Annotated in this window: 21 protein-coding genes and 3 tRNA genes; 5 read left to right on the plus strand and 19 right to left on the minus strand. The window is 42.4% G+C overall.

Annotation, left to right across the window (positions count from 1 at the left end):
• Positions 1–51 precede the first annotated feature (51 nt).
• Positions 52–813 (minus strand): HesA/MoeB/ThiF family protein, encoded by a 762-nt coding sequence (locus CYL31_RS14810; protein ID WP_212918919.1) that lies wholly within the window; start codon positions 811–813, stop codon positions 52–54.
• Between the two features lie 87 nt (positions 814–900).
• Between CYL31_RS14810 and CYL31_RS14815 the strand changes: the two genes are divergently transcribed.
• The gene (locus tag CYL31_RS14815) at positions 901–2,199 is read left to right on the plus strand and encodes an inosine/guanosine kinase (RefSeq protein WP_212915961.1); all 1,299 of its coding nucleotides are present in this window, start codon (positions 901–903) and stop codon (positions 2,197–2,199) included.
• Positions 2,200–2,297: 98 nt separating this feature from the next.
• Here CYL31_RS14815 and CYL31_RS14820 read toward each other — a convergent pair whose 3' ends face one another.
• The 10 genes from CYL31_RS14820 to CYL31_RS14865 form a co-directional block, all read right to left on the minus strand.
• On the minus strand, positions 2,298–2,807 hold the full coding sequence (locus CYL31_RS14820) for a chemotaxis protein CheW (RefSeq protein ID WP_249411601.1): 510 nt from the start codon (positions 2,805–2,807) through the stop codon (positions 2,298–2,300).
• Between the two features lie 105 nt (positions 2,808–2,912).
• The gene (locus tag CYL31_RS14825; protein WP_212915962.1) at positions 2,913–3,782 is read right to left on the minus strand and encodes a Tim44 domain-containing protein; all 870 of its coding nucleotides are present in this window, start codon (positions 3,780–3,782) and stop codon (positions 2,913–2,915) included.
• Positions 3,783–3,793: 11 nt separating this feature from the next.
• Positions 3,794–4,801: a tryptophan--tRNA ligase gene (locus CYL31_RS14830; protein WP_212915963.1), complete on the minus strand. Its 1,008-nt coding sequence runs from the start codon at positions 4,799–4,801 to the stop codon at positions 3,794–3,796.
• A 177-nt stretch (positions 4,802–4,978) separates the two neighbouring features.
• On the minus strand, positions 4,979–6,913 hold the full coding sequence (gene recD, locus CYL31_RS14835) for an exodeoxyribonuclease V subunit alpha (RefSeq protein WP_212915964.1): 1,935 nt from the start codon (positions 6,911–6,913) through the stop codon (positions 4,979–4,981).
• Entirely contained in the window at positions 6,900–10,613 is a 3,714-nt protein-coding gene (recB, locus tag CYL31_RS14840) for an exodeoxyribonuclease V subunit beta (protein WP_212915965.1), read from the minus strand. Before recB ends, recD begins: the two co-directional genes overlap by 14 nt.
• The gene (gene recC / locus CYL31_RS14845) at positions 10,610–14,011 is read right to left on the minus strand and encodes an exodeoxyribonuclease V subunit gamma (protein WP_212915966.1); all 3,402 of its coding nucleotides are present in this window, start codon (positions 14,009–14,011) and stop codon (positions 10,610–10,612) included. The genes recB and recC overlap by 4 nt, the downstream gene beginning before the upstream one ends.
• A 166-nt stretch (positions 14,012–14,177) precedes the next feature.
• The gene (locus CYL31_RS14850; protein ID WP_212915967.1) at positions 14,178–14,426 is read right to left on the minus strand and encodes a type II toxin-antitoxin system RelE/ParE family toxin; all 249 of its coding nucleotides are present in this window, start codon (positions 14,424–14,426) and stop codon (positions 14,178–14,180) included.
• Positions 14,426–14,659 (minus strand): type II toxin-antitoxin system ParD family antitoxin, encoded by a 234-nt coding sequence (locus CYL31_RS14855; protein WP_212915968.1) that lies wholly within the window; start codon positions 14,657–14,659, stop codon positions 14,426–14,428. The genes CYL31_RS14850 and CYL31_RS14855 overlap by 1 nt, the downstream gene beginning before the upstream one ends.
• A 202-nt stretch (positions 14,660–14,861) precedes the next feature.
• Positions 14,862–14,937: transfer RNA gene (locus CYL31_RS14860), tRNA-Ala, on the minus strand.
• A 74-nt stretch (positions 14,938–15,011) separates the two neighbouring features.
• Positions 15,012–15,087, minus strand: a tRNA-Ala gene (locus CYL31_RS14865).
• A gap of 201 nt (positions 15,088–15,288) precedes the next feature.
• Between CYL31_RS14865 and CYL31_RS14870 the strand changes: the two genes are divergently transcribed.
• Positions 15,289–16,515, plus strand: a complete 1,227-nt coding sequence (locus tag CYL31_RS14870; protein ID WP_212915969.1) for an EAL and HDOD domain-containing protein — start codon at positions 15,289–15,291, stop codon at positions 16,513–16,515.
• Positions 16,516–16,590: 75 nt separating this feature from the next.
• Positions 16,591–16,675, plus strand: a tRNA-Leu gene (locus CYL31_RS14875).
• Positions 16,676–17,098: 423 nt separating this feature from the next.
• Here the strand turns inward: CYL31_RS14875 and CYL31_RS14880 are convergent.
• The 8 genes from CYL31_RS14880 to CYL31_RS14915 form a co-directional block, all read right to left on the minus strand.
• Positions 17,099–17,827 (minus strand): hypothetical protein, encoded by a 729-nt coding sequence (locus CYL31_RS14880; RefSeq protein ID WP_212915970.1) that lies wholly within the window; start codon positions 17,825–17,827, stop codon positions 17,099–17,101.
• 123 nt (positions 17,828–17,950) lie between these two features.
• The gene (locus CYL31_RS14885) at positions 17,951–18,277 is read right to left on the minus strand and encodes a hypothetical protein (RefSeq protein ID WP_212915971.1); all 327 of its coding nucleotides are present in this window, start codon (positions 18,275–18,277) and stop codon (positions 17,951–17,953) included.
• Positions 18,278–18,426: 149 nt separating this feature from the next.
• The gene (locus CYL31_RS14890) at positions 18,427–18,624 is read right to left on the minus strand and encodes a hypothetical protein (protein WP_212915972.1); all 198 of its coding nucleotides are present in this window, start codon (positions 18,622–18,624) and stop codon (positions 18,427–18,429) included.
• Positions 18,625–18,806: 182 nt separating this feature from the next.
• A complete protein-coding gene (locus CYL31_RS14895) occupies positions 18,807–19,238 on the minus strand; it encodes a DUF2787 family protein (RefSeq protein WP_212915973.1) in 432 nt (143 codons plus the stop codon).
• Positions 19,239–19,298: 60 nt separating this feature from the next.
• Complete coding sequence (locus tag CYL31_RS14900; protein ID WP_212915974.1) at positions 19,299–19,799, minus strand: hypothetical protein; 501 nt, start codon at positions 19,797–19,799, stop codon at positions 19,299–19,301.
• Between the two features lie 10 nt (positions 19,800–19,809).
• Positions 19,810–20,184, minus strand: coding sequence for a hypothetical protein (locus CYL31_RS14905; RefSeq protein WP_212915975.1), 375 nt, complete (start codon positions 20,182–20,184; stop codon positions 19,810–19,812).
• Positions 20,185–20,486: 302 nt separating this feature from the next.
• Positions 20,487–21,668, minus strand: a complete 1,182-nt coding sequence (locus tag CYL31_RS14910) for a site-specific integrase (RefSeq protein WP_212915976.1) — start codon at positions 21,666–21,668, stop codon at positions 20,487–20,489.
• Between the two features lie 323 nt (positions 21,669–21,991).
• A complete protein-coding gene (locus tag CYL31_RS14915; RefSeq protein WP_212915977.1) occupies positions 21,992–22,726 on the minus strand; it encodes a hypothetical protein in 735 nt (244 codons plus the stop codon).
• Between the two features lie 326 nt (positions 22,727–23,052).
• Between CYL31_RS14915 and CYL31_RS14920 the strand changes: the two genes are divergently transcribed.
• Positions 23,053–24,201, plus strand: a complete 1,149-nt coding sequence (locus tag CYL31_RS14920) for a tyrosine-type recombinase/integrase (RefSeq protein ID WP_212915978.1) — start codon at positions 23,053–23,055, stop codon at positions 24,199–24,201.
• 248 nt (positions 24,202–24,449) lie between these two features.
• Positions 24,450–24,986 (plus strand): hypothetical protein, encoded by a 537-nt coding sequence (locus CYL31_RS14925; protein WP_212915979.1) that lies wholly within the window; start codon positions 24,450–24,452, stop codon positions 24,984–24,986.
• The last annotated feature ends 22 nt before the right edge of the window (positions 24,987–25,008 follow it).

Raw genomic sequence — 25,008 nt, forward strand, 5'->3', positions numbered from 1 at the left:
ATTAATTACTAAAATAGGGGCTATCTATGAGTTTTCAAGCGTCAATCTGGTTTAAACCATCATACCTGTTTCATGTGCACAAGCCGAGCACTCGGGATCTTGCGTTAAACGCATCTCGCGCCAGCTCCCCTCAAAGCCATCAAACAACCTTAAGACACCATGTTTAACCTTTCCGCAGCCACTTGCTAGCTTCAAAGCTTCGAGCGCCTGATAGACGCCTAACAAGCCAACCACTGGCGCTATGATGCCACTTTCATTGCAACTAAGTTGTTGGTCCGACAAAGACGGATACAAACACTCATAACAAGGCGTCGATTGTTTATCATATAAAAAGCTTACCAACTGCCCTTCCCAACGAATCGCAGCGGCACTAACTAATGGTTTTTTCAATAATAGACAAGCACGATTAATGGCTTGTCGAGCGGTAAAGTTATCCGTGCAATCTAACACCACATCTGCTTGTTCAACTGCTTTTAATAAAGAGTCACTCAATAATTTTTGCGCGATAACCTCCACTTTGATAGCTGGATTTTTGAGAGCAATTTGCTTCGCCGCTGCATCAACCTTGTTTACACCAATCTGACTTTCATCATAAAGCACTTGGCGAGGTAAATTACTGCTTTCTAATTGATCGCCATCCGCCAACGTCAGATGCCCCACTCCGGAAGTTGCCAAATAGGTGGCAGCAATGTTTCCCAATCCACCCAAGCCAATAACCAATACCTTCACTTGGAAAAGATTAAGTTGCCCTTGAATATCAAAATTGGGCAATAATAACTGTCGACTATAACGATCTAACTCTGATTCGTTCATTTTCACCTTACTTTCTTGCTGATCATCCTGCCCGACTGGTCAATTCTTTGCTAAACTCGCTTAACTCTCTTACCCACGAGCACCAATATGAAGTTTCCCGGTCAACGCAAACTTAAACATTATTTTCCTGTTTCCCAACCCAAGCCCGTTTTGCCGACATCGGAAGTTCGTCCCGATAAAGACACTTACATTGTTGGTTTGGATGAAACCATTGTCGACGTGGTCGCCAATGTGTCTGATCAATTTTTAGAGACCTTCAATATCCAAAAAGGCTTATCAAATCTTGTCGATGCTGATACAGCCTCCGCTATTTACAGCGAATTAACTGCACAAAATAGCATTTCAGATCATTTTGCCGGTGGCACTATTGGCAATACCATACACAACTATTCTGTGCTAGCCGATGATAAATCCGTGCTACTTGGTGTTATGTCAGCCAACATCACGCTAGGGTCACCAGCTTACCATTATATCTGCCATACCAGCAGCAAAGTCGACATGAATCACTTGCAAGGCGTACCTGGTGATATTGGCCGCGGCATCACCCTAATCACACCAGATGGTGAACGAACATTCGCCATCGCTCCCGGTGACATGGACGAGTTAGACGTTGACCACATTCCTGAAGACATCATCGCTGGCAGCGCAGCATTGGTCACATGTGCCTACCCCTTGCGCCATCAAGGCAAACCCATTAAACCTGCCATGTTAAAAGCCTTAGAGTATGCGCACAATCACCAAGTCCCCACTGTTTTGACATTAGGCACCAAGCATCTAGTAGAAGAAAACAGAGACGAATTGCTGGAAATCATTAAAAAACACGTCAATGTACTGGCGATGAATGAACTAGAAGCGGAAGCGTTAACTGGCTTCTCAGATCCATTGCAAGCTGCAAGTGCCATCCTAGACCATGTCGATATTGTATTGCTGACAGCAGGCCCAGATGGCATGTATTTATGCGGTCACACGGAAGATGATCTAAAACGCGAAACCACCAACCCTATTAAATCAGGCAGCTTGGCCGACTTCAATCGCTGGGAGTTTAGCCGCCCGATGTTGCGCGAAGCCTGCAAACAGCCAGTTAAAGTATTTTCTCATATAGACCCATACATGGGTGGGCCAGAAAAGATTCGCAATACCAATGGTGCTGGCGATGGCGCACTATCAGCATTGCTGCATGATATTTCCGCGAATCATTTTCATAAAGAAGCGATTCCAAATTCCAGCAAGCACTTGGCACCATTTCTAGCCTATTCTTCTTTCGCTCAAATCTGTAAATATTCTAACCGCGTGAGTTATGAAATCCTTGCTCAAAACGCGCCTCGCTTATCCAGAGGATTACCAGAAAGAGAAGACAGCCTTGAAGAAGCTTATTGGGAAAAATAAGCTTCAAGATCCTCCCCGAGAAACCACAATATTTAGACATAAAAAAACCATGCTCAACGGCATGGTTTTTATGTTTGTTCTGAAAAGAATCGACTGGCTTAGTTCATCGCTTCGATACCAAGTGCATCATTGCGTTCAAACATACGGTTAAGCTCAAGCAAAATAACCAACTCTTCTTCTTTCTGATAAACACCTTGAATGAACTTCAATGCTTCATCGTTACCAACGCTAGGACTTTGCTCAATTTCACCTTGGTATAAATAGAATACTTCTTGGACTGCATCAACAAGCAAACCAACTTGCTCGCCGTCATGCTCGATAATAATAATTCGAGTATCATCGGTAATAGTGCACTCTGGCAAACTAAAACGTACTCGAGTATCCACTACCGTCACGACATTACCACGTAAATTAACAATGCCTAATACATAAGAAGGCGCTCCTGGAACCGGGGCGATTTCACTATAACGTAGCACTTCTTTAATCTGCATGACGTTAATACCATAGGTCTCGTCAATCAGCTTAAAGGTTAGATACTGTAACAACTCGCCTTTTTTCGATTCCGCTAAGGCTTTCCCATTTTCTTTAATAGGCGCTAATTCAGACATGGCTCACATCCATATTCAGTTTAATAAGAGTAATGTAGAACTCATCACAAGCTTTGTCTAGTGTAAACAAACTGTGATGAGCCTACGAGCAAAGTTAAGTAACAATTAGTTGTCTTGTTGTATCCCAACTATTGTCCAATTTCCATTTGCATCAGACATATTCTTTTCCAAATGCCAAATTTCATTGGTATCGGAAGTCTGATCACCTTCTTTGATCCAGCCAGAAAACTGCAAAGAGATAGAAGCGATTGAACCAATATATTCACCACGAACCAGCTCGGCCATCAAAGAGATAACTTCGGTACGAGGCTTGTCATCGCCATAAGTCGCGCGTTCTGCAACCAACATGTTGTAAAGCTCAGGACTAACATAATCTAGAATCTCATCAAAATTATTGTCATCCCATGCTTTTTGCAGCGTGATGTAATGATTTTTTGCTTCAGCAACAAACGCCTGCTCATTAAATCCTGGTGGAAGCTTGATCTCTGGTTGTGCACCAAAGCCACTCATACCAGACATTGGAGAAGGCTGAACATTATCGCGAGTTGAATTCGGCATTTCGCGGAACATACCATTCGCACCGGCACCACTGGCTTGAGCCTGAGCAGCACGGCGTTTTGGTGCGATAAAGAACTTGTAAATCAAGAAACCAATCACAGCAAAAAGCAAGATATCTCCGAAAGAAATGCCATCAAAAGCACCACTTCCTAACAAGGCAGCAAAAAGACCACCAGCCAACAAGCCACCTAACAAACCACCGCCTAAGCCGCCTAAAAATCCAGGCTTTTTAGCGCCAGCTGCAGCGTTCGTCGTGTTGCTTGTATTAGCTGCAGTGCTTTTCGGTTTAGAAACAGAAAAGCTTTTGCCAAAACTTTTACCGCCACCAAACTTTTTAGCCTGAACATCCGCACTATAACCGCCAGCGCCGATTGCCAAAACAAACGCCATTAACATGGCAAATACTGTTGTTTTCACAAAACTCTCCTTTATTTAAAATTGACCAAACCAACGGCATTGCGTAAGTCTGAAATCATTCCACGTGCACGAGCTCGTGCCTTTTCCGCCCCAGCCTGTAAAACTTCTTCTACATGAGTTGGATTAGCAATTAACTCAAGGTATTTTTCACGTGGTTCAGATAGTTGACCATTAACCAAAGCAAAAAGTTCCTTCTTCGCTTCGCCCCATGCAATGCCCTCTGCAAAATTCTGACGCATTTGGGCAGTTTGTTCTGGAGTTGCGAACGCTTTATAAATATCAAACACGGTAGAATCATCTGGGTCTTTCGCTTCACCTGGTTCTAGCAAGTTTGTTTTGATCTTATTAATACCTTTTTGCAGCTTTTTCTCAGTATCAAATAATGGAATCGTATTGTTGTAACTCTTACTCATTTTACGGCCATCTAAGCCTTTAAGAATCGAGCCTTCTTCGCCAACAACCGCTTCAGGTAATACAAAATGCTCACCAAATAAATGATTAAAACGACCAGCAATGTCTCGCGCCATTTCGATATGCTGTATTTGATCACGACCAACAGGCACTTTATGCGCGTTAAACGCCAAAATATCCGCCGCCATTAACACTGGGTAGCAAAACAAGCCCATGGTAATACCAAAATCTGGGTCTTGGCCGTTCGCAAGATTTTCATCGACAGCGCCTTTATAAGCATGGGCGCGGTTCATCAAACCTTTTGCAGTTACACAAGTCAGTAACCAATTCAATTCGGCAATTTCAGGAATATCAGACTGACGGTAGAAAGTTGCTTTATCAGTATCTAAGCCACACGCTAGCCAGGTCGCCGCGATTTCTAAACGGGACTGTTTCACGCGTTCTGGATCCTGACATTTGATCAACGCATGATAGTCCGCAAGAAAGAAGTAAGATTCCGTATTTTCTTGACGGCTCGCTTCGATCGCAGGACGAATTGCTCCCACATAGTTGCCTAGGTGTGGAGTGCCTGTGGTGGTAACACCGGTTAAAACAATTTCTTTTGCCATTGTTGCTACTCTTTCCTACTTTACATAATGTCGAAATTTTAAATTTTTGCAGTGTTGAAATGCCGCTTACCCTAACATAAAAAAATCACATCAAGAATCGCGCAACAAGATTATTTAGCCTACGCTTTTATTCGCTTTTTAAACATTTTAGGAATAATGGAGCCAAATATTTCAATATCAATGCCAAAGCTCTCCAATAAGGCCAGAATAACGCTGAATACGCGTGCTGCTCGCTGCCCGAATCAATCCGCTAGATCCCCATAAGCTAAATGACTTTTTCGCCCGAGTAATACCTGTATAAAGCAACTCTTTGGTTAATACTGGCGAAGGTGTCATAGGCAATAACAAGGCAACCTGATCGAATTCAGAGCCTTGGGATTTATGTACCGTCATCGCAAAGACCACTTCAAACTCACTCAAACGACTCGGCAGCAAGCCAGTAAAAGAGCCATCAGGTTGCATAAACCATACCCGAAGACGCTGAAACTCATCTGGCATACAAAGGCCAATATCACCGTTAAACAAGCCTAATGCCGCATCGTTTCTCGTCAGCATCACCGCTTTTCCCGGATACCAAACATGGGGATCTTTTACTCGTCCTCGCTGATAAAAATACTGTTCCAGCTGAGCATTCACCTTCTCGACACCAAACTCACCTTGACGCACCGCCGTCAAAATCTGATAACGTGAAAACACTTCGTACAACTTGGCAATATCTAGATTCTGACGCACCGCTTCCCAATAATCATCATAGCCTTTAGCCAATGTCGCGATATCGGCTTTGGTTTGCCCTTCTTCTGGTGCTCGCCACTCTACATCACCGTAATTAGACTCAAGGCAACGCAACACGGCGGAGCTGTCACCAGCGTTCATCGCTTTTGCTAAGTGTCCGATGCCACTATTTGCATCAAAGCGATAACTGGTGCGCAGCAAAGTAAGCGCTCGACTAATTGGCGGTGCCGATGGATTACCAAACGGGGCTAGATTTTCCCCAGTAAGATTACTCAGTCGCTCTGCCCATTCAGGTTGAAAGTAAACCTCTTCAATGCCGTAAGATAAATCACCGAGCACACTGCCCGCTTCAACCGAGGCAAGTTGATCTTTATCTCCTAATAAAATAAGTCGAGCATGAGGTGGCATGGCATCAATCAACTTCGCCATCATTGGCAAATCCACCATGGACACTTCGTCCACCAGCAACACATCCAAATGCAAAGGGTTGTCTTTGTTATGCTTAAAACGGCTGCGTCCAAATTCACTACCCAGTAAACGATGCAAGGTACTGGCTTGCTCTGGAATGGCTAGCTTAACGTCGTCACTTAATGGCAAAGCCGCTTTGGCTTTTGAGATGGATTCCGTCAGCCGCGCCGCCGCCTTTCCTGTTGGCGCAGCAAGTTCAATACGCAGTACTTTGCCTTCCGCCATTGACTGAGCCACCAGCAAAGCCAATAACCTAGTTACTGTTGTTGTTTTTCCCGTTCCTGGACCGCCGCTGATCACTGAAAAAGGCAAGCTCGCCGCGTTGGCTACGGCGACTTTTTGCCAATCCACCGTATCGGATTGGTTAGGAAAAAGTTGTGCTAACAAACCGGCATCGACATCAAAAGGCGACACAGAAAATTGGCCTTTAAGATAATTCAGCACCTGTTGTTCATATTGATAATAGCGATACAAATACAAACGTGAGCCAGCCAACACCATAGGGCGTTCAACCTCACTGTCTGCCGACGAAACCAGACAACTTGCCAGCAAGACTTGGCACCAAGCTGACACGCTCTTCACACCGCTCTTTTCCAATGCCGCTCTTAATTCTTCTAGACCAATGCCTTCTGGTGGTCTTTGCCAAATATTCGCTAGATCGATACAAATATGGCCAGCCCCAAGGTACGCGCTGCATAAAGCTCCGGCGATATGCACAGCGCTCTTATTTACCTCTGAATTGGCTTCTTTGGCATGTTGCGCCAGCTGCTCAATCCACTGACGATCAATCGCTCGTAAAACCCCTTTAGCTTGCCAAGCAGACAAACTAAAGGACGTCGTAGCAGATGGATTTTCTTCGCACGCTTTTTCATCAAGAGAGTCGAGCAAACCTAACTGATTAGAAAAGTCCATATTGCACCGCCCCGTCATTTTTTGGCTTATCACTTTCGCCGCTAAACAGCTTGTCTAGGGCGGTTAGATGTTCAAGGCTTAATCGGCTTTTGAATACGCCTGTTTGCTGTTCTGGCTGCATACCGCGAAGAAACAAATACACCACGCCACCCACATGCCTGTCATAATCATAATTTGGCAAGCGTTGCTTTAATAAACGGTGCAAAGCCAAGGTATAAAGTTGATATTGCAGATCATATCTGTGCTCGGCAATGGCATGAACCAATTTCTCAGGTTCGTAATCAGCAAAATCATCGCCTAAATAGTTCGACTTATAATCCAACACGTAATAACGGCCTTGATATTCGAACAGCAAATCGATAAAACCTTTTAGCATGCCTTTCAATGGACGATCTTGAATCATGGGCGCAACACGTGACACCTCATCATGCTCGCGAGAAATCCGATCCAGCTGCAAGGCGTTCATGCCAGTCACAGGGATAAAAAACTCCATCTCTTTGCGACAAGCCGATGGCGCCAAACTTCCTAAACTCATTCCAGTCATTAGCTCAGTATTGACGATATCTGGCAGCCATTCACTCAATACACTTTGCCATTCACCAAAGCCCTGGCGCTCGTAAAAGTCAGCCATTAATTTATGGTGACTGGTTTTTAATAAATCCTTAAAGCTCGGATGAGCAGACACATCATGTAGCGCTTTGCCTTCTAAGGTGTCATGCAAGAATGTCCCAGGCTTGGCGCCTTTGGGGAAAGTGAAGCGATTTTGCTCTGGCGCTTCTTGACTGTCTTTTAGATCGATTTCTTCCGCCAATGGGTCCAGCAAGCGTGTCGCTTCATCTAAGCCAGGCACGCTTTCATCGTGATGCTCCTTGTCTTCTACCACCAGCGAGGAATAACTTCCCACCCACCAGTCTCGCTCTATACGACCAGAAAAATGTCGCACACTAGGATCTGTCAACTCTGCCTGTGCCATTTTAAATCTAGGTAAACGCGGCGGCTCATCAGGCAATTCCAACAGCTGCATTTGACCTGCTTGATAGCGCTCGCAAAGGCGCTCGATACTCGGATACAAGTCACCAGCTTCCAGCGGCTCACCTTCGCCAATCAAAGCGCCAACCCCACTAAGATGGACATCTGACACAGCACCACGGGTTTTATTGGCACTTTTACCTACATCCATGGTGCCAATAAAACACGCCTCTTTTGAGCGAGTTAACGCCACATAAGCCAAGCGAATTTCTGCGGCGTACAATTCCTCTTTATGAAGCTCGGTTTGCTCTTCATCAGGATCAATGGCGATCCACAACTGCTGTTGCGCATCGTGATATAAAGCCGATTTGTCTTGATCTCTGTATGGAGTAAAGGCAAAGGGCAAATAGACAATTGGGTATTCCAAGCCCTTACTTTTGTGAATGGTGACAATCCGCACCAATTCCGCATCGGTTTCAAGGCGAATCTTTTGCTCGTCGCTGTTGCCATTGGGGTTTTGAATCGCCAACCTGAGATAGCGTAAAACACCTTCTTTAGAATCCAACTCAAGAGACTTCTGCTGGAGCTTTTCGGTCAAATGCAAAAAGTCCGTCAAGCGACGTTCGCCGTCAGTATGGCTAAGCATGTTTGCCGCTAGCGATACGTCCTGCATAAATTCACGCAACATAGGCAACAAGCCTTGCTTATCCCAGATATCTAGATAATCACGAAAGGCTTGTCCCCATTTTTCGTACACGACATCGTCGTGATTCAGCGTATCCAAATCTTCTAATGACCAATCGACTAAACTGGTTGCTAAGGCTGAGCGCAGTTTGCTTTCTTGTCCATTAGATAAGATCGCCGTCAGCACGATCAATAATTCTCGTGCCTCAACCGTTTCAAACACCGAGCCTTTGTCACTCAAATACACACTGGAAATACCACGCTGACGCAAGGCGTCTTTCAAAGCATTGGCTTGACTAAAGTTAGTCACCAACAAGGCAACATCTTTTGGTCGTACACCTTTGCCATCTATAAGCGCAGAGCCTTGCTGCCCTTCTAGCAACAACTCATGAAGGTGCGCCGCACAAGATTCCGCCATGGTTTGACGATACTCTTTGGCGGAAACTGGCTCATCACTGCGTTGATACAAAAACTGCAGCGCGGCTTGGGTTTGACCTTGTCGAGAAAAGCCACCTGCAACGCCACGATCTTGCACTTCAACAAAAGGAATCCCAGTGACACGAAAGGGTTCTGCTTGCGTGGTAAAAAGTCCGTTCACTGACTGAATCATCGCCGCCGAAGAACGATAATTGGTTGCCAAAGAATACACGCTATCGACACGCTTTTTCGCCGCCAAATAGGTATAAATATCCGCACCACGAAAGGCATAAATTGCCTGTTTAGGATCGCCGATCATGATCAAACCTAAGGCGTTTTGATCCACTTGCGCTGGCGCATAAATGGTGGAGAAAATTCGATACTGAACCGCATCGGTGTCTTGGAATTCATCGATCAAGGCAATGGGATAAAGGTGACGAATACGTTCCGCTAATTTACCTGCTTCGTCTTGCGTCAGCGCCACATCAAGGGAAGTAAGCAAATCGGTGAAAGTCAGCGATTGAGTACTGCGCTTCCAGCGTTTCATGCGCTCTTGAGTTTGCTGCCACAATTGAGTCAGCAAGACCGCTTTTAATCGCCCCGCATCGGGAAAGCTTTCACGCAAAGACTGCACCAAGCCAAAGAATTCGTGAGCAGGCAGATCACCGCCTTTGCTCAATCGGCTGGCGTGTTCATTGGTATCAAATTTTTCTAGGCTCTTGTCTAGTTCAAAACGCGTCGAGTTCGCCCATTGCGTGATAGCTTGAATGTCTTTCGACGGATCTTTGCGCCAAAAGGTTCGTTTAATGCCGCTGCGCTCAAGGGCGTCAATGATGTCTCGCGATTGATCAAGCCACATAGCACGAACCGCAGCCATGGTTTGTTGCGCCTGACTTAACGCGCTTTCCCAATCATAATCTGGCACGGCGATTTTGGCGTCAGGCTGGTTATTCAATAAATATAAGTCTTTCAACAAAGCATCTGGATTCGACCAAATTGGCTGAATCAAAGCGGCTTTGGTGTCGTCCATTGGATAAAACACACTGCGCCAAACGTCTTTCACCGCCATAGACAATGGCGCTAACTCGTCGGTCTCAATGGTTTGTTGGAACAACATGCGACTTTCAAAGGCGTTTTGACTCAGCATACGCTGACAAAAACCATGAATAGTAAATACCGCCGCCTCGTCCATTTGCTTTTCGGCATACAGAAGTTTTTCTATGGCGCCCGCACTTTGCTCGTCTGACATTTGCGCCATCCAATCCGCCAGAAAAACATCTCTGCTTTCGCCTTGTAATAAGGCTTTTCTCGCTGCTCGAATACGATTACGAATCCGCGCTTTTAGCTCGGCAGTAGCGGCTTCCGTAAAGGTCACCACCAAGATCTGATCAACCGTCAGCGGTTTATCCAAATCTCCGTTATTTCCAGATAAAGCCTGTCCCGTTGGCACCAGCAAGCGCAAATACAGGTTGGCAATGGTGTAGGTTTTCCCTGTGCCTGCGCTGGCTTCGATTAGGCGTTTGCCAAACAATGGAAAGGTTAAGGCGTTTAGCGGCTCAGGAATCATGTTTAAGGCTTCTGCATTAGCAGAAAGCTCATTAACGGAAACAGACTCGGAAGAAAGACTCATTCCATCACCTCCAAATGACGATGCATGGGCAACCAGATTTGCTCACACAAGGCGACAAATTGTTCCTTTTGGCGATTTAAATCGGGGAAATAACGCTGCCAATAAGCGTCGTCCACCTCACTGCGAGTAAAGGCACTGCTGTTGTCTTGATACAGTTTCAATGCTTGCTCCCAAGCGATATCCGCGTCTTCTTGCGTTTTGCTCGAACAATAACTTTTGCACCATGCGTCGGCACTTTTGGCTGGCAAGGCAATCGGCTGACACAAGCCTTGCTGCAACAAAGCCAGCATAGCGTTTAAATACTCCTGGGCATCGTTTGGAGGAATGATAATAAAACTGTGCTGAAGCAACTTGCCGGTTTTGGTCAGATTAATAAGATGATGCTGTTTTGGCGTTCCTTGCGCACACAAGGCCAAATGCTCAATCCACGCCTGCATTTTTTGATGGGCAGACAAATCACCAATGCGATAAGACAAACGCGTCGTTGCCGTCGGTAAATCCAACCACGCTTGCAGCACAATACTACCAAGGGTCAAGTTCACTTCAATCGGTTCGCATTCTTCCAGCGCATAACCTTGCAGAACAGACAACAGCTGCTGACATTGGCCACGGCTCTGCTGCAAAGACAATCGACCCAGCGCGCCATAAGGCAAAGCGCCCATAAGAGACAAACGTTCAATAAACTGATCTTCATCGCCTTTTAGCATGGCTTGCAACAAACCTTCGCGCAGCTGATAACCCGCCAAGCCATCCAGTGCGAACGGCTCATCTTCTTTCTCTTCCTCTTCTTGCATACTCAAATAAGCTTTCAATCGACGCTGAGTAAAGTACCGCGTTGGATGACCAATAAAGCGTGACAACTCGTCCAGAGCAAGATCCAATCTTGGCTGCTCCAAGCCATCCAAGGGTGAAAACTCAGAATACTTATCGTCCACTGGAATACTAAGCAAGGCTGGCAACCATTGTTCGTCATAGCTGTACAAGCGCTTATCAAACTGCGTAGTAGATTCGTGCGACGAGCCTTGCGGTTGAAAGTAATAGGCTGCATTAAATGGCTGCAAAGGATGTTCGAGAATCAGTTTATCTAACAAGGCTTTCTGCGCCTCGTCTGGCGCTAATGTTTGATCGTCTTCAAACACACAACTTTGACCTATGTATTCCAACAGCTCACTCACCAAGATAGACGGATTTTTCTCACTGTTGTCTTGAATACTGCGACCCACATAACTGATGTAGAAACAATCTCGTGCTGACATTAAGGCTTCAAGGAATAAATATTTATCGTCTTCCCGTCGGCTTCGGTCGCCGCTGCGATATTGCCCAACCATCAAATCAAAGCCCATGGGCGCAACGCTACGCGGATAGTCACCTTCGTTTAATCCCAATACACAGATAACCTTAAAGGGCACAGAACGCATGGGCATCAAGGTACAAAAATTCACTCGTCCCGCTAGGAAGCGTTGACCGCCTTGGGATTCTTGCAACAAAGGCGATAACAGCTGGCGGATAACTTGCTGATCCAACAGGGCGTCAAAATGCGCTTGCTGCCATTGCAATGTCAGCGCATCCAGTTGCTTAGTCAGTAACACCTGGAAGGCATCGTCTTCTTCCAACAAGAAGAAACGCTCCGCTAAATAATACAGGGTCGAAATCCATTCTTTCGGCGCGAGAGATTCCATCAATTTCGCTTGTGCGTCATTAATGGAGACCAAAAACTCAGCGAGCTTACCGGCCACAGAGGCTTCCAAACCTTCCACATCGCCGTAACTTAACGTGCCTTCCCAAATATGGTCATGTCCCATGGCATAACCCAATAACATGCGGCGCACACCATTCAGCCAAGTATGAGACTCTTGCATCGGTAAATCATGCTGCTGAGCGGTTTTGCCATCCAATCCCCAGCGAATGCCCACTTCTGTTGACCATTGGCGAATACGCTCCAATTCGTCGGCTGTTAATTCAAAACGCGCCAACACAGCGGGCACTTCCAACACGCTGATCAATTCTGACAAGGTAAAACGACTTTCACCCAAGCCAAGTAAATACAAATAGGCATCAACAATCGGATTTTCCATACCACCAGATTGGTCAATCAAGGCAAAGGGAATGTGTTTTCTGACTTGAGCTTGTCCGCTCTTTTTTTCAGCACCAAAGACGGCTTTCACGAACGGGCTGTAGGTGTTTACATCGGGCAACATGACGATGACGTCTTTTGGCGTCAAACTCGGATCGCTCTCGAACATTTGCAAAAGCTGGTCGTGTAACACTTCCACTTCCCGCAATGGACTGTGACAAAGGTGCACACGAATACTTTGATCATCAGCAGTAATCGAATGGCGATACTCAGCATTGGTAATGCTGGCGTCTCGCTCTTGTTGCGAACCGTGGTTTTCTAAGGTCAGCACATCTTGTTGAATCCATTGCAGCAAACCACTGGCTTGCTCGCTCTGATAGTCTTCAAAGACTTCTAGTTCGTTGTCGGCCATTTCTTGTAGCTGAGCAATGTAGTCTCGACCTAGGCGCCCCCAGCTTGCCAGTAGAGGATTGGCATCAAGATGCAAAGTATCGGTACTCAATCCAGGCTTGAGGGTTTGGCGTTTTATTTCTCGACCTAAATAATGCTTGTCGACCACATCCCCCCAGTAAAAACGACAAGGGTTCTGCAAAAACAAATGCACATCAATCCAACCAGAAGCGGCCAACACGCGAAGAGATTCCAGCGTATTTGGCGGCAAGGAAGACACGCCAAAAATAAAAATTCGTTCAGGAACGCCAACAGGTCGAGCAGAGGATTGAGTCTTGTCATGCAAGGCCTCAATAAGATTGCCGCGATGATAAAGCGACGTGCCCTGCTGGCTGACATCAGCGACCAAATCTCGCCACAAAATAGCCTGCCAAGGTTGCTGCTCAAAGATGGCTTTTAGCTTGGGGTCTTGTGCTTCGCCACCTTCCCAAGATTTGATCCAATCAGGTCGATAAACCAGATATTGGTCATAAATATCGGCAATGCTGCTGCATAACTGGAAGCGGCGGATTTGTGTATCGTCTTCTTCAAGATACCAACTTAATGCCTGAAACTCTGGTTCACCAAGACGAGAGTCGAGCAAACGCATTAAACGCCATACTAGGAAAGGCTTGTTAAATTCACTTTGCGCGGGAATATCGTCTAGGGTTTGCGCAAAGGTTTGCCAAACAAAGGTAGAAGGCAGAGGAAACACCAATCCCGCAGCAATAGAATGCGACTCGGCCAAAAACATCTTCAGCCACTGTGCCATACCGGGGTTTTGCACCAAGATAGATTCATCATCAAACGGATTTTCTGGCGGTGAAACAGCCAGAATCTTCGCAAGCAACACGGCTAAATCCTCTAGACGGTTACCTGTATAAAGTTGAAACATGCAAGAATCCTACGCGTTAGAAAGCAGCTTAATAAAAGACTAATAAGCCTAACCTTGGAAGCGATAAAAAAGAAGAACTGAATAATTTAAAAAGTGAATACGAATTCATCCTGGCTCTAGCGCATTGGAAAGAGATACTTAAGGATGCTTTACTAAAAATCTTTATTCAAAAATGCTTAGGTAGATCTCGGCTACCATGCAGAACGCGAACAACTCTTAAGCGCACATTGAGAATTTCGGTGCGTTCACGCCCGGTATTAGGATTGTTACAGAGCTGGATAAAGCAGCGCTCTAGATCTTTTAAATACTGCACAGCCTGATCGAGACCAAATTCCTTTTCGGTATAATCAAAAATATTGCTCAAGTCTTGTTCTGCTTCTGGAGCCAGCTCATAGCTTGCAGTAGAAGAAGCCATTAAGCGCGTCTTTCTTCCAGCTTGGAATTAAGAATATCCTGTACTTTATTTGGACTCGCTTCACCGTCCCAACCTTTCGCTATCTCTGCGCGCAAGTCTTCTATTATGCGATGACGGTAGATTTGATGCAGGCGTAATGCGTCTCGCACTACCTCGCTGGCATTCTGAAAATCGCCGCCTTTTACTTGGGCCGCAATATAAGCTTCTTGCGTATCGGTAAAACTGATATTCATACTATATAGACCTCATAATCCTCTCATTTCAAGCTGTCACCCGTTGTCTATATTTGTCAAATATAGACATTGCCCTTCCTATTTTTCGCTATTAGGTATTAATCACCTGAAAATATAGGCGCATAAATCAATTAATTGCAATCAATGAGTAATACCAATCTAGAAGTATGAATGAGAAAAAATGAAATAGAATGAAGTGAATTGGTGGAGCTAAGCGGGATCGAACCGCTGACCTGTTCGCTGCCAGCGAACCGCTCTCCCAGCTGAGCTATAGCCCCACAAAGCGCTTAGCGCATGTGGACAGAATGTCCTGAGAATAGTGTTTTCCAATTATGCTTTATTTCAGAATAATTGGTGGAGCCTAGCGGGATCGAACCGCTGACCTGTTCGCTGCCAGCGAACCGCTCTCCCAGCTGAGCTAAGGCCCCAAAAAACAGGCAAGAATTCTATGGGCGCTTCCCCACCGTGTCAACCTTTTTGCAAATCATAGAAAGTATTTTTAAACAGTCCAAACAACAAAATCTAACACTTAAAGAGTTGTTATGTTAAACCTACCTATGTTTTGATAAATCTTTGTTTTAACAATACAAAGCAGTACCGCAATAAGCCTTAATAATAAGAGAACCATAATGATCGAATTTCCAACGGTGTTAGATGATCTAATGATGGCTCAGCAACCAATACTCAAAAGGACAAAAGAAATTTTTGGGTATGAGCTTTTATTCCGTGGAAAGGATGCCCTAAATGCGAATATTTCTGATGGCGAAGCCGCTACCAGCCAAGTACTAGTCAACTTATGCATTGGGATTACCAAATTAGAATCTCAGCTAAGAAAACCTTTTTTTATTAACATGACAACAGATCTCATGTTGTCCGATGCTTTCTTTCCCATCGATCCAGACACCGTCTACATAGAAATTCTCGAAAACCAAAGGCTGACACCAGAATTTTTTACCGCATTACAAAAATGGCGTTCTGCTGGCTATCGATTTGCCTTAGACGACTATCAATTTGATGCGGACTACCAAGCGCTATTGCCGTGGGTATCCATTGTCAAAATAGATGTATTGATCACACCACCAGAACAGCACGCGATACAAATCGCCGAACTTAAATCGCGCGGTTTAATCTTGCTTGCCGAAAAGGTTGAAGATTTAGCCATGTTCGAACTTTGCAAAAGTCTCGGCTTTGATTTATTCCAAGGGTACTTTTTGCAACGCCCAGAGCTCATCAAAGGCAAAAAAATTGACTCTGCAACACATGGTGCCATTGAACTGGTCAACGCTTTGCAAAATAGAGACATCAGCATTGAAGCCATAGCAGACCTAGTGACCAAAAATCCAAAGCTGTCTTACCAACTACTGCGAATTCTTAATAGCCCAGTCTGTGGAGTTGCTAAAACCGTTGTATCGATAAAAGAAGCGGTCATTTTTCTTGGATTGGTGCAATTAAAGAAATGGGCTCTACTGATTACACTGACCTCATCAACGAACCAACCCAGCTCCTTGCTAAAAGTGTTATTAACGCGTGGCCGCTGCTGCCAGCTGCTTGCTGAGAGTAAAAAGTCAGCTATGGCAGACTCTGCATTTATGGTTGGACTGATGTCCGGCATAGACGCAGTTTTTAACGTTAAAAAATCGGTCGTACTAGAGCAAATAGCCCTAGACAAAAATGCCTTAGACGCCATCATCAATCAGGCTGGGGAGCTTGGAGCCTACTTAAAGCAAACACTGTATTGCGAAGAACAAGACTGGAATAGAATTCAAAAGATGGGCCCAGGTGAAAGAACCATCTTAAATAGAGCGTTTTTAGATGCAATGTTGTGGTCTGAAGAAGTTATGCAGTCGATTAATTAAATTAAATGCATTTTTTTTCGTTAAACGATTGACACCTATACAAAAAAATATAGAATGCGTTTCACCTTTTTCAAGGCCAGTATGGTGGAATTGGTAGACACGACGGATTCAAAATCCGTTGCCTTCGGGTGTGGCGGTTCGAGTCCGCCTACTGGTACCATTTAGATGAAGCCCTAGCTATTTTTAGCTAGGGCTTTGTTGTTTCTAGCCTTATAAACTGTGCCTTTTAACACCATCTAGTCAATCTCCTGTATATTCAAAAATTACGTCCAATATCTATGTTTTAGCCATTGATTTTCTGGTCTATATCCTGCCTCTTACGTGTGGAAGCAGTGGCAACGCTAATCCTTAGTAATACCAACAACACCTCACAAACGCCACTTTAAGTCCAACATAGTAGGTAAGCTCAAACAACTTTCTCCTGACCCCCTCTTGTCACTTTGAAAAAAAAAGTAGCACTAGGCTACTTTCATTTTTTTATATACTCAATTATCACACCTGAACATTTTTTAAAGTGTAATTTCAATATAAGCAACATTGTGATTAGGATTTAGCGAATCACCTTAAGTCTTAATAACACCCTCTAAAGCTCAATAAAACCAAATGTAAATAATGAAATAATATCACTCACCGTATTAGCTACACCTTCAACTATAGCTTCTATTGATAAAGCAACACCACCAGGAATATTCATTAAAGTATCAATAGGGTTTAGAAAAGTACCTATAAACAACCCAACAATTCCGTAAATTATACCCAGTGCCACCTCAATGAGGTCGATAAAAATACCGATTATTGCATCAATATATTGAGTAGTTTGCCCTTTGCTGCCTCTATCCATTTGATACCCAATATAAGTCATTTCTTTAGTTATAAAATTTGTCACACTTGCAATCATATATGTTAAATGAGACATACCATCCCAAGAAAACAATGTTATGCTCCCTGAACCATGGTGATCATAAAGAATAAAGTGATAACCCGTAGCGTAGGTTCCCATCATATAAGCACGCTCTAAATTTTCGTCACCCCAGCTTATCCAAGGCCTCTCTTTCTCCCAAGGGGCATCAGAGGATCTATCTAAATAATCATGTTCAGTTGTGTTTATCCATATAGTGTTGGCTTTGTTTCCCCCATCTGCTTGCTGTTGTATGACATGTTGAGACTCACAAGTTACCCTACTTGAGGTCATCGCCTCTAGGGGATGCCTAATCGTACAATACCCTTTACCAATTTCTTTTGTAAAAGCACTGGCTGAGTTTGATATAAGTATTAGAAAAACCATTATCAAAAAACGTATTTTCATTATCATTTTAAATTTAAGCTCCATTTTAATTAGACTGTATTATATGCTTATTTCAATTTAACAGTCGCCAATTACATAACCCACAACACCACCAATCCCCCATTTACATTGACTCACCGCTAGAGCCTATTAATGTAGCTGTTGAGACAGGTCTAGAAATTTTTTTAGATCTGTAAGTTCTTCTGACTCAAAAATAATACTACCTTCATCACCGTATATTTCGGGCGATTCATCATCACCATAATTAACAGCTTCTTGCACTAAATATCGAGCGTTTGGGTTTTCACGATCTTTTAAATCTGCATAATCCACCCACAAAATATAGTAAGCCTCATTTACCTTAAAATAGAAACTTGGACAAGTATCATTCTTCCAACTTCGGTCGATCAAAATTAAAAAATCAGATAGCTCAAAGCCTAATTCGAAGTCGACACCGAACTCTTTCTTATACAACATACCAATCCTTAAAACTTAGTAACTTATAGCTATATGCTTTTCTCAAACTCAATTAGAGCATTAGGCGCCTCTTTACCGTTTCTACTAAGGACAAAACATAGTGAAACCTTAGAGCTAACCTCACTCCTAATTGCATTTTCATCAGCCTCTCAGCTTTCTGCAACTACATAACCCACGACACCACCAATACCTGTTCCAACAGCAATACCTATTGGCCCAAACCGAGAGCCAATTAATGCCCCCGTAGCGGCACCTTTAATGGCTGCTCTTAAATTCTTATAGGTATCTACTGGCTTGTTATCGATTTTTTCAATCACACTAATGATATTCTGTTCTGCCTCTAACATGTACAACCTCATTCACTTTTCGTTATTTTTAGACCACGGGTGCAGTATTCTTCGCAGTTCTGAACCTGTTGACTTCTCATTCTTCATTATCCTTTGCTGTTCAAGACGAGGATATTGGAAATGGTCATTACCATTAAGGAACACGACCACCTCCTGTCCACCTCCTGCCTTTTCAAACAGCATTAAGAAACGATGTTGACTTCGATTTCGTCAAAGCAACCCATCTCAACGTAATCGAGAAAGTTACCTTCCCAAAGCTGGAACAAGTCTTTGCTATCGCCTTCGTTCAGAAGGAGACCCATTAAATAACCACTTAGTTTGTGATCTTGAAATTCGAAATCGATTTCCTTAACAAGCTCTGGATAAGGATGTCCAGCATAAGAAAAATCGGTTATGTAGTGCAGACTCAGCTTTCCATCACTTCCTTTTAAGATACCAATCTCTACCGGATGATAACCGCCATGATCAGGGTGATAATGAGTATCCTTAAAACTTACTGTAAAACCCTCTGAAACTGAATTTTCCGCAATATCATTTACCTTATTGTTAATAAGCTGAATAAGCCGTTGACTGATAGGCACAGTCACACCCTCAGGGTTTAATATGAGCGCCATAATGATTCCTTTAATTTTTTAAGCGTAATGGATTGTTCTTAAGGTTTTGTATGAAACGGATTATGCTGATGCAAATGAAGTTGATATGAGCAACCTTTGCTTATTATCGTTGTAGTCCTTACTAACTTTATGGACAAAAATACTTTGCTCAGACTGAACCATTAGCCCTAGTTCTTTACTGCGAAGAATGGCCGCCAAAAAGCCACAATTATTTGAACTGCCACTTTTGAAGACAGGCTTAAACACTGTACTTTTGAAGGACTTATCTGATTGCTTTTCTAACAGGCTAAAAATAGTATCAAGCTCTATCCATATTTTTGTATGTAAGCCACCCCCTTCGTTTCCAGACATGCGAATATGGCGCTTTCCTTCATCATCCTCACCCAATTGGTAAAATACATGGCTCTGTGTTTTTGGACTAAGTTTTAAGGCTTTCCCTTCATCAAGCAAAATGATCATTTCTGGCTCTGTATTCGACACGTTTGTTTGAATATCATTTAACTCAACAACGCTTTCTACTATTGATTCTTTTACTTCAATGGTTTTGGTTTTCTGAGACATGATGGTACTCCTAGTTATGTACATTAAGTGCAGTAATAAAACGAGATGAATGATTAACAGGAGCTAATAAATAGCCTCCTGATCCAATGTCGTTGATGATCGATAAAGCTATAAAATGACTATTGTTATCTCCAATTAAGGCGATGTGCTCTGGATAACAGGATATGAAGTCGAGTCGAGAATGATTCGATTGATCAAAGAGTTCTAATTCATCATGACTGTCACCCTCTTCAATCAGAATAAGAAAGCACCCAAACTCATGCCAAAAGACAATTGCATCTTCTTCTGATGCAAAGCTTTCTAGTATGAAATTAATAACATCTTCTTTTACTTTCTCAGGCATAAGCCGTGTTTTGATTTGTGCTATATCATGGATAACTTCCATGAAACCCTCCTTAGACCAAAAAAGCCCTTACCGATTTGGTAAGGGCTTTCTGGGCTTAATGAACGAAATGAACGTAATGGTTATTTTTCCAGCAATATTGATAGCCTCTAGGCCTCTTCCTCCTATTTTTAGACACTTAACATTGAATAGCGCTACAAGGGCCCTAAACAAAGTTAATTGAGCTGTTTTTAGACGACTCCCAATATCAGATATTATTGCGATGAAGCCTCCCCTAAACTAAAAAGCCCTTACGGATTTGGTAAAGGCTTTCTGGGTTTAATGAACAAGATGAATCGTAATAGCTATTTTTTCATCATTATTGATAGGCTCTGGGTGGTTTCTCTTTGCTTCGCGACACTTAGCTTTGCATAGCGTAATGTGGACTCTATACAGCGGTGATTGAGCAGTTTTTGAACGGAACTAATATCCGAACCATTTGAAATGAGATTCGAGGCTACCGAATGCCTTGCTGTATGAAACACCACCTCATCTGGATTCTTAATATCTGCTTGAGACTTAATTTGATTAAAAGCATATCGTGGCTGATAAATAGGCTTTCCTTTACGCTTACCCGCAAAGATATATGAATTACCCTTAACTCTTGGAATAGAACTCATGATTTCAATCATATAGTCAGAAAGGTAAATGGTATGTGATGAACCATTTTTAGTTCTTGGGATATTCAGCACACCATCTTTGAGATCCACTTCATGCCATTGCCTTAACCGTAACTCGGTTGCTCTACAGCCAGATAGAAACAATAACGCGATATACGCCCCACTGCTTCGACAGGGATACCGCAAAGCAGCAGAGATAATACGCTGTGTTTCTTTTATATCGCAGTACCGTGTTCGTACATTGTTTTCAGGCAGTAACGAGACTTTCAAAGCGACATTTACAACACCGAGATAATTTTCAGCCAACTTCCCCATTGTCTTTAATAGCGCAATGGCCCTATTACAGGTTGCTGGAGCATAGGAAAGGTGATCATCACTGTCTGAACTCAAATCTAATTGAATCTGTAAGACGTCTTGTGCCCTTAGTTGATCATAAGGAATAAGATGAATAGACTTACACAAGTTGAATCGAGCTTTATCATCTCGCCAAGAACGCTTACGAGATTGAGCAACAGGCAGATAAACGTCATGAAAGAATTGATGAACCGTAGGCATTCTGGTTCTCGCACTTTTATCATATCGACTAGCTTTAGGATCAATACCCAGTGCGATCTGACTTTTACACTGACGTGCAATTTTTCTGGCGTCTGATAACGCGAGATCAGGAAAACGCCCTATCCCCAATGAAGTTTTTCTTCCATTAAAAATATAACGGAACAAGAAGCGCTTAGAGCCCGATTTACCACTAAGTAACTTGAGCCCAATGACCTCGACATCTGAGAACTCCAACTCCGTTGATCTTGCATCTGTGGCATTCGCTGGAAGGGATTTTAGAAGCGCTGTTGTGAACTTGAATCTTTTAAGCATACTTTAGTCCTTGATCATAATATCAAGAAAATAATATGTGCTTGAATGAACGATTTAATACGCTCTTTAACGTGTTTTCGTAAATAGAAATACTCTACAGCCCTTTAATTTCATAGGCTACTGAGAAGTGTGCCTCTTTCCCGTAGGGGATAAAAGGGGATAAAAGGGGGAGAGAAATAAAAAAAAACGAAAATGATATTTTTTGTAATATTTTAAATGAAATTAAAAAAACTAATAAATCTATCCACTAAAAATATTTTAGTAAAAACAACTTCCTATGATGTCGCATATAATTCAGAAGTGAAATCCATCCATTTAACCGATTAGTCCATGTCATTTGAGCTAATACTTTTAATATATTCATCTGCAATCCAATTAACATCTACTTCTTTTTTAATCCATTTTTCAAATTTATTATTATCAACCGCCTTCATTCTATCCTTTGCATCATGACTAATATATTTAACTGAATTTTCAATTTTGTTATGTGTTTCTAGAATATCTCTGTTTAGTTTTCTTTTCCCACTAGTACTCCAAAGAATATCAGCATTAAAACTTTGACCATACAACTGAGAGTTTTTTCTTCCGACAGACTTATATCCTTTAATTTTTTTTAGACATTCTTCCCAACCCCCATCAAACTCAATAAAAATATCATTTACAGTCAATATATGAGCTTTATTTAATTCATTAACAACATAGAAGCAATAAAAAGAGTTAATAGATTTATTATTACGCAATAAGTCATATTGTCCACTAATAGTGAGCTCTGATTTAATTACGTAAGATATCCCCATGTTAGTAACGATATAATAATACTCTCTATCATTTCCATCTATAATAAATTCATGAGTTATAAATTGAGATTTTTTATATTCCTTTCCCCTTAAGAAAATTTCAACGAGCTTCCCCCACTCCTTTGTTGATTGAGGAAATCTTATATCATCACTATAAATAGACATCATAATTTCAAGAATATCTTTTTTATTAATACCTTTATGACACATCAACTTGTTAATTATTTTTATATCTTTTCTTGTCAATAGAGTTACTGACATGTATCCCTTCCTAAATAAATACGTTTCTATTTCTTTTTTAAGTATCTTAATTTTATACCAATATCGAAATATTCAGTAATGTACTACTTTCCTACCCCTTTTTTGGAGCAACTAATACAAAGAGATGAAAAGTGTTTTTTTAGAAAATTATCACTTATAAAATAAATTTCAATCCTGCAATAAAAACCATATATATCATAAACTTAGATAATTACAATTTTCTTTAAAGCCTAGCCATTCAAGCCTTTCAGAGCCTGAGACTAGAGAGTTCTCAAACACAAAAAGCAGGTATAGCATAGATTAAACAGTCTTAAGAAGTTTAGAAAATGAAACAGCTCACAGTCGAAATAGTTAAAAACATAGAATCTCATGCAACGAAATATCCTGTCACTTCTGAATTCCGCATAAACGAGTTTCCAAACCTCTATGCACGAAAAAACCAAAATGCCATCTCACTAATTTTCAGAGCCGAAGCAGCAGGTAACCGCATTGTCAAAAAAATAGGCGCTATCACTGATTCTATCGACTTACTGAATCAACGCCTATTGCGTCTATATAATGAAGTTGCATACCTTAAAGGTGAGACGTCAGCCCCTCTTACACTAAGCGCTTTCATTACTCTGTATTTTATACCCCACAGTGAAATCAATCACCGTGACCATAAAGGCATGCTTTCTAGACTAAGAATCATAGCCCCAGCATTCGGACCATTGGCCGATCGACCCATTACCGAAATCACCAAGTTTGATTGCATACAGTTAATCGAACGCCTTCGTAAACGTGGTGTGTCCCCTAACACCCTTAATAAATATCGATATGCCTTACAAGCAATCTTCAGATTAGCCGTGGAAATGGAGTTAATCGAAAGAAATCCCGTCTCTAAGATTAAGAAGGAGCGTGTTTCTAACATACTAGATCGTGTGCTTAGAGGTGAAGAACTTAAATACTTTATTATATTTTCATCAAAATATTCAAATCCCTACGCTGGTGGCGCTCTCTTGTTCTTGCTGTTTACAGGCATGAGAGCCATGGAAGCCCTAACGATGAAATGGAGCTACTTATCACCTGATAAGTCTTATATAGATTTACCACTGACTAAATCAGGAAAACCTCGCCGTGTCCAACTTAATAACTCTGCTAAAGCGGTATTAGAACACTTAGAGACCTTACGAATGAATGACTACGTCTTTTTCTCTAATGCCACTAATGGACACATTTCCTACCCCCGTAATGCCCTTAATTGGGTCTGCGATCAACTATCTAAAAAAGGAGTACTAAACGGACACTTAACGCTACATAGCTTACGACACAGCTTTGCTACCAACCTTATTGAAGCGACTGGCTCACTATATGTCACTCAAATTGCGTTAGGGCATAGCAGTAGTGCTGTCACTGAACGCTATACACACCTGTCTAACCAGCACATCAATGACTCAGTGCTGCAATTAGACACTACTTTTAACTACTCACGCTAAGGTGAACCTTATGAATTCAGAATTTCTATCACTCATCGACTTCTGCTCTCGCTATGACCTGAAAATTGGCTCAGTGAGGTCAGGGCTAAAACGACAACCTAAGAATTGGCCTCCCTACATGAAAATCGGAAACCTTATTCGCTTTAAAAAAGAGGATATAAACATATGGGAGGAAAATATTAAGCAAAAAGCGTAAGACAGCCTAACTTTTTATTCAATACATTAACTATCATTCCAAAGGAATCATCATGAACCAACATAAAATACATTACCAAAACGATTATATGTCTACTCATAACACCTCCACTTTAATGAGTAAGCCTGAGTGGAGTAAGACAGAAGCAGGTCAAATTGAGTTAAGTGCAATACACTCTTTGACTTACTTTTTAGACAAAATAAAAGTATATGATATCGATGGAAGCCTTATATTCACTGAGCATAACTCACATATCGGCCAGATATTTGAAGATATAAAATTATGTTTAAATTTAAGCCAATCACTTCGCTCAAAATTTTATCTCTTTCTAGATAACGGTGGCTTTATACAAAAGAGCAACATAAGTGAAATTCAATTTATTAAGTATCCATACGAAAGCGTTCTGCAATTAGTCAACCATGCAGGCGAGATTCTCTATGCATTATCAAGTTATGAATACGCCAATATCGATCAGCTGTATGCAGAGCTCAACAATGCCTTAAACAGCCACAGCAATATCATTGATTGGAAGCTATATGAGCCTGATAACTCATTCTACCCTGACCTAACACAGGGGCTAGGCATTTAACTTGCCTAGATGATAACTATGA

It is taken from the genome of Marinomonas sp. A3A, assembly GCF_018336955.1.
Classification (GTDB): Bacteria; Pseudomonadota; Gammaproteobacteria; order Pseudomonadales; family Marinomonadaceae; genus Marinomonas; species Marinomonas lutimaris.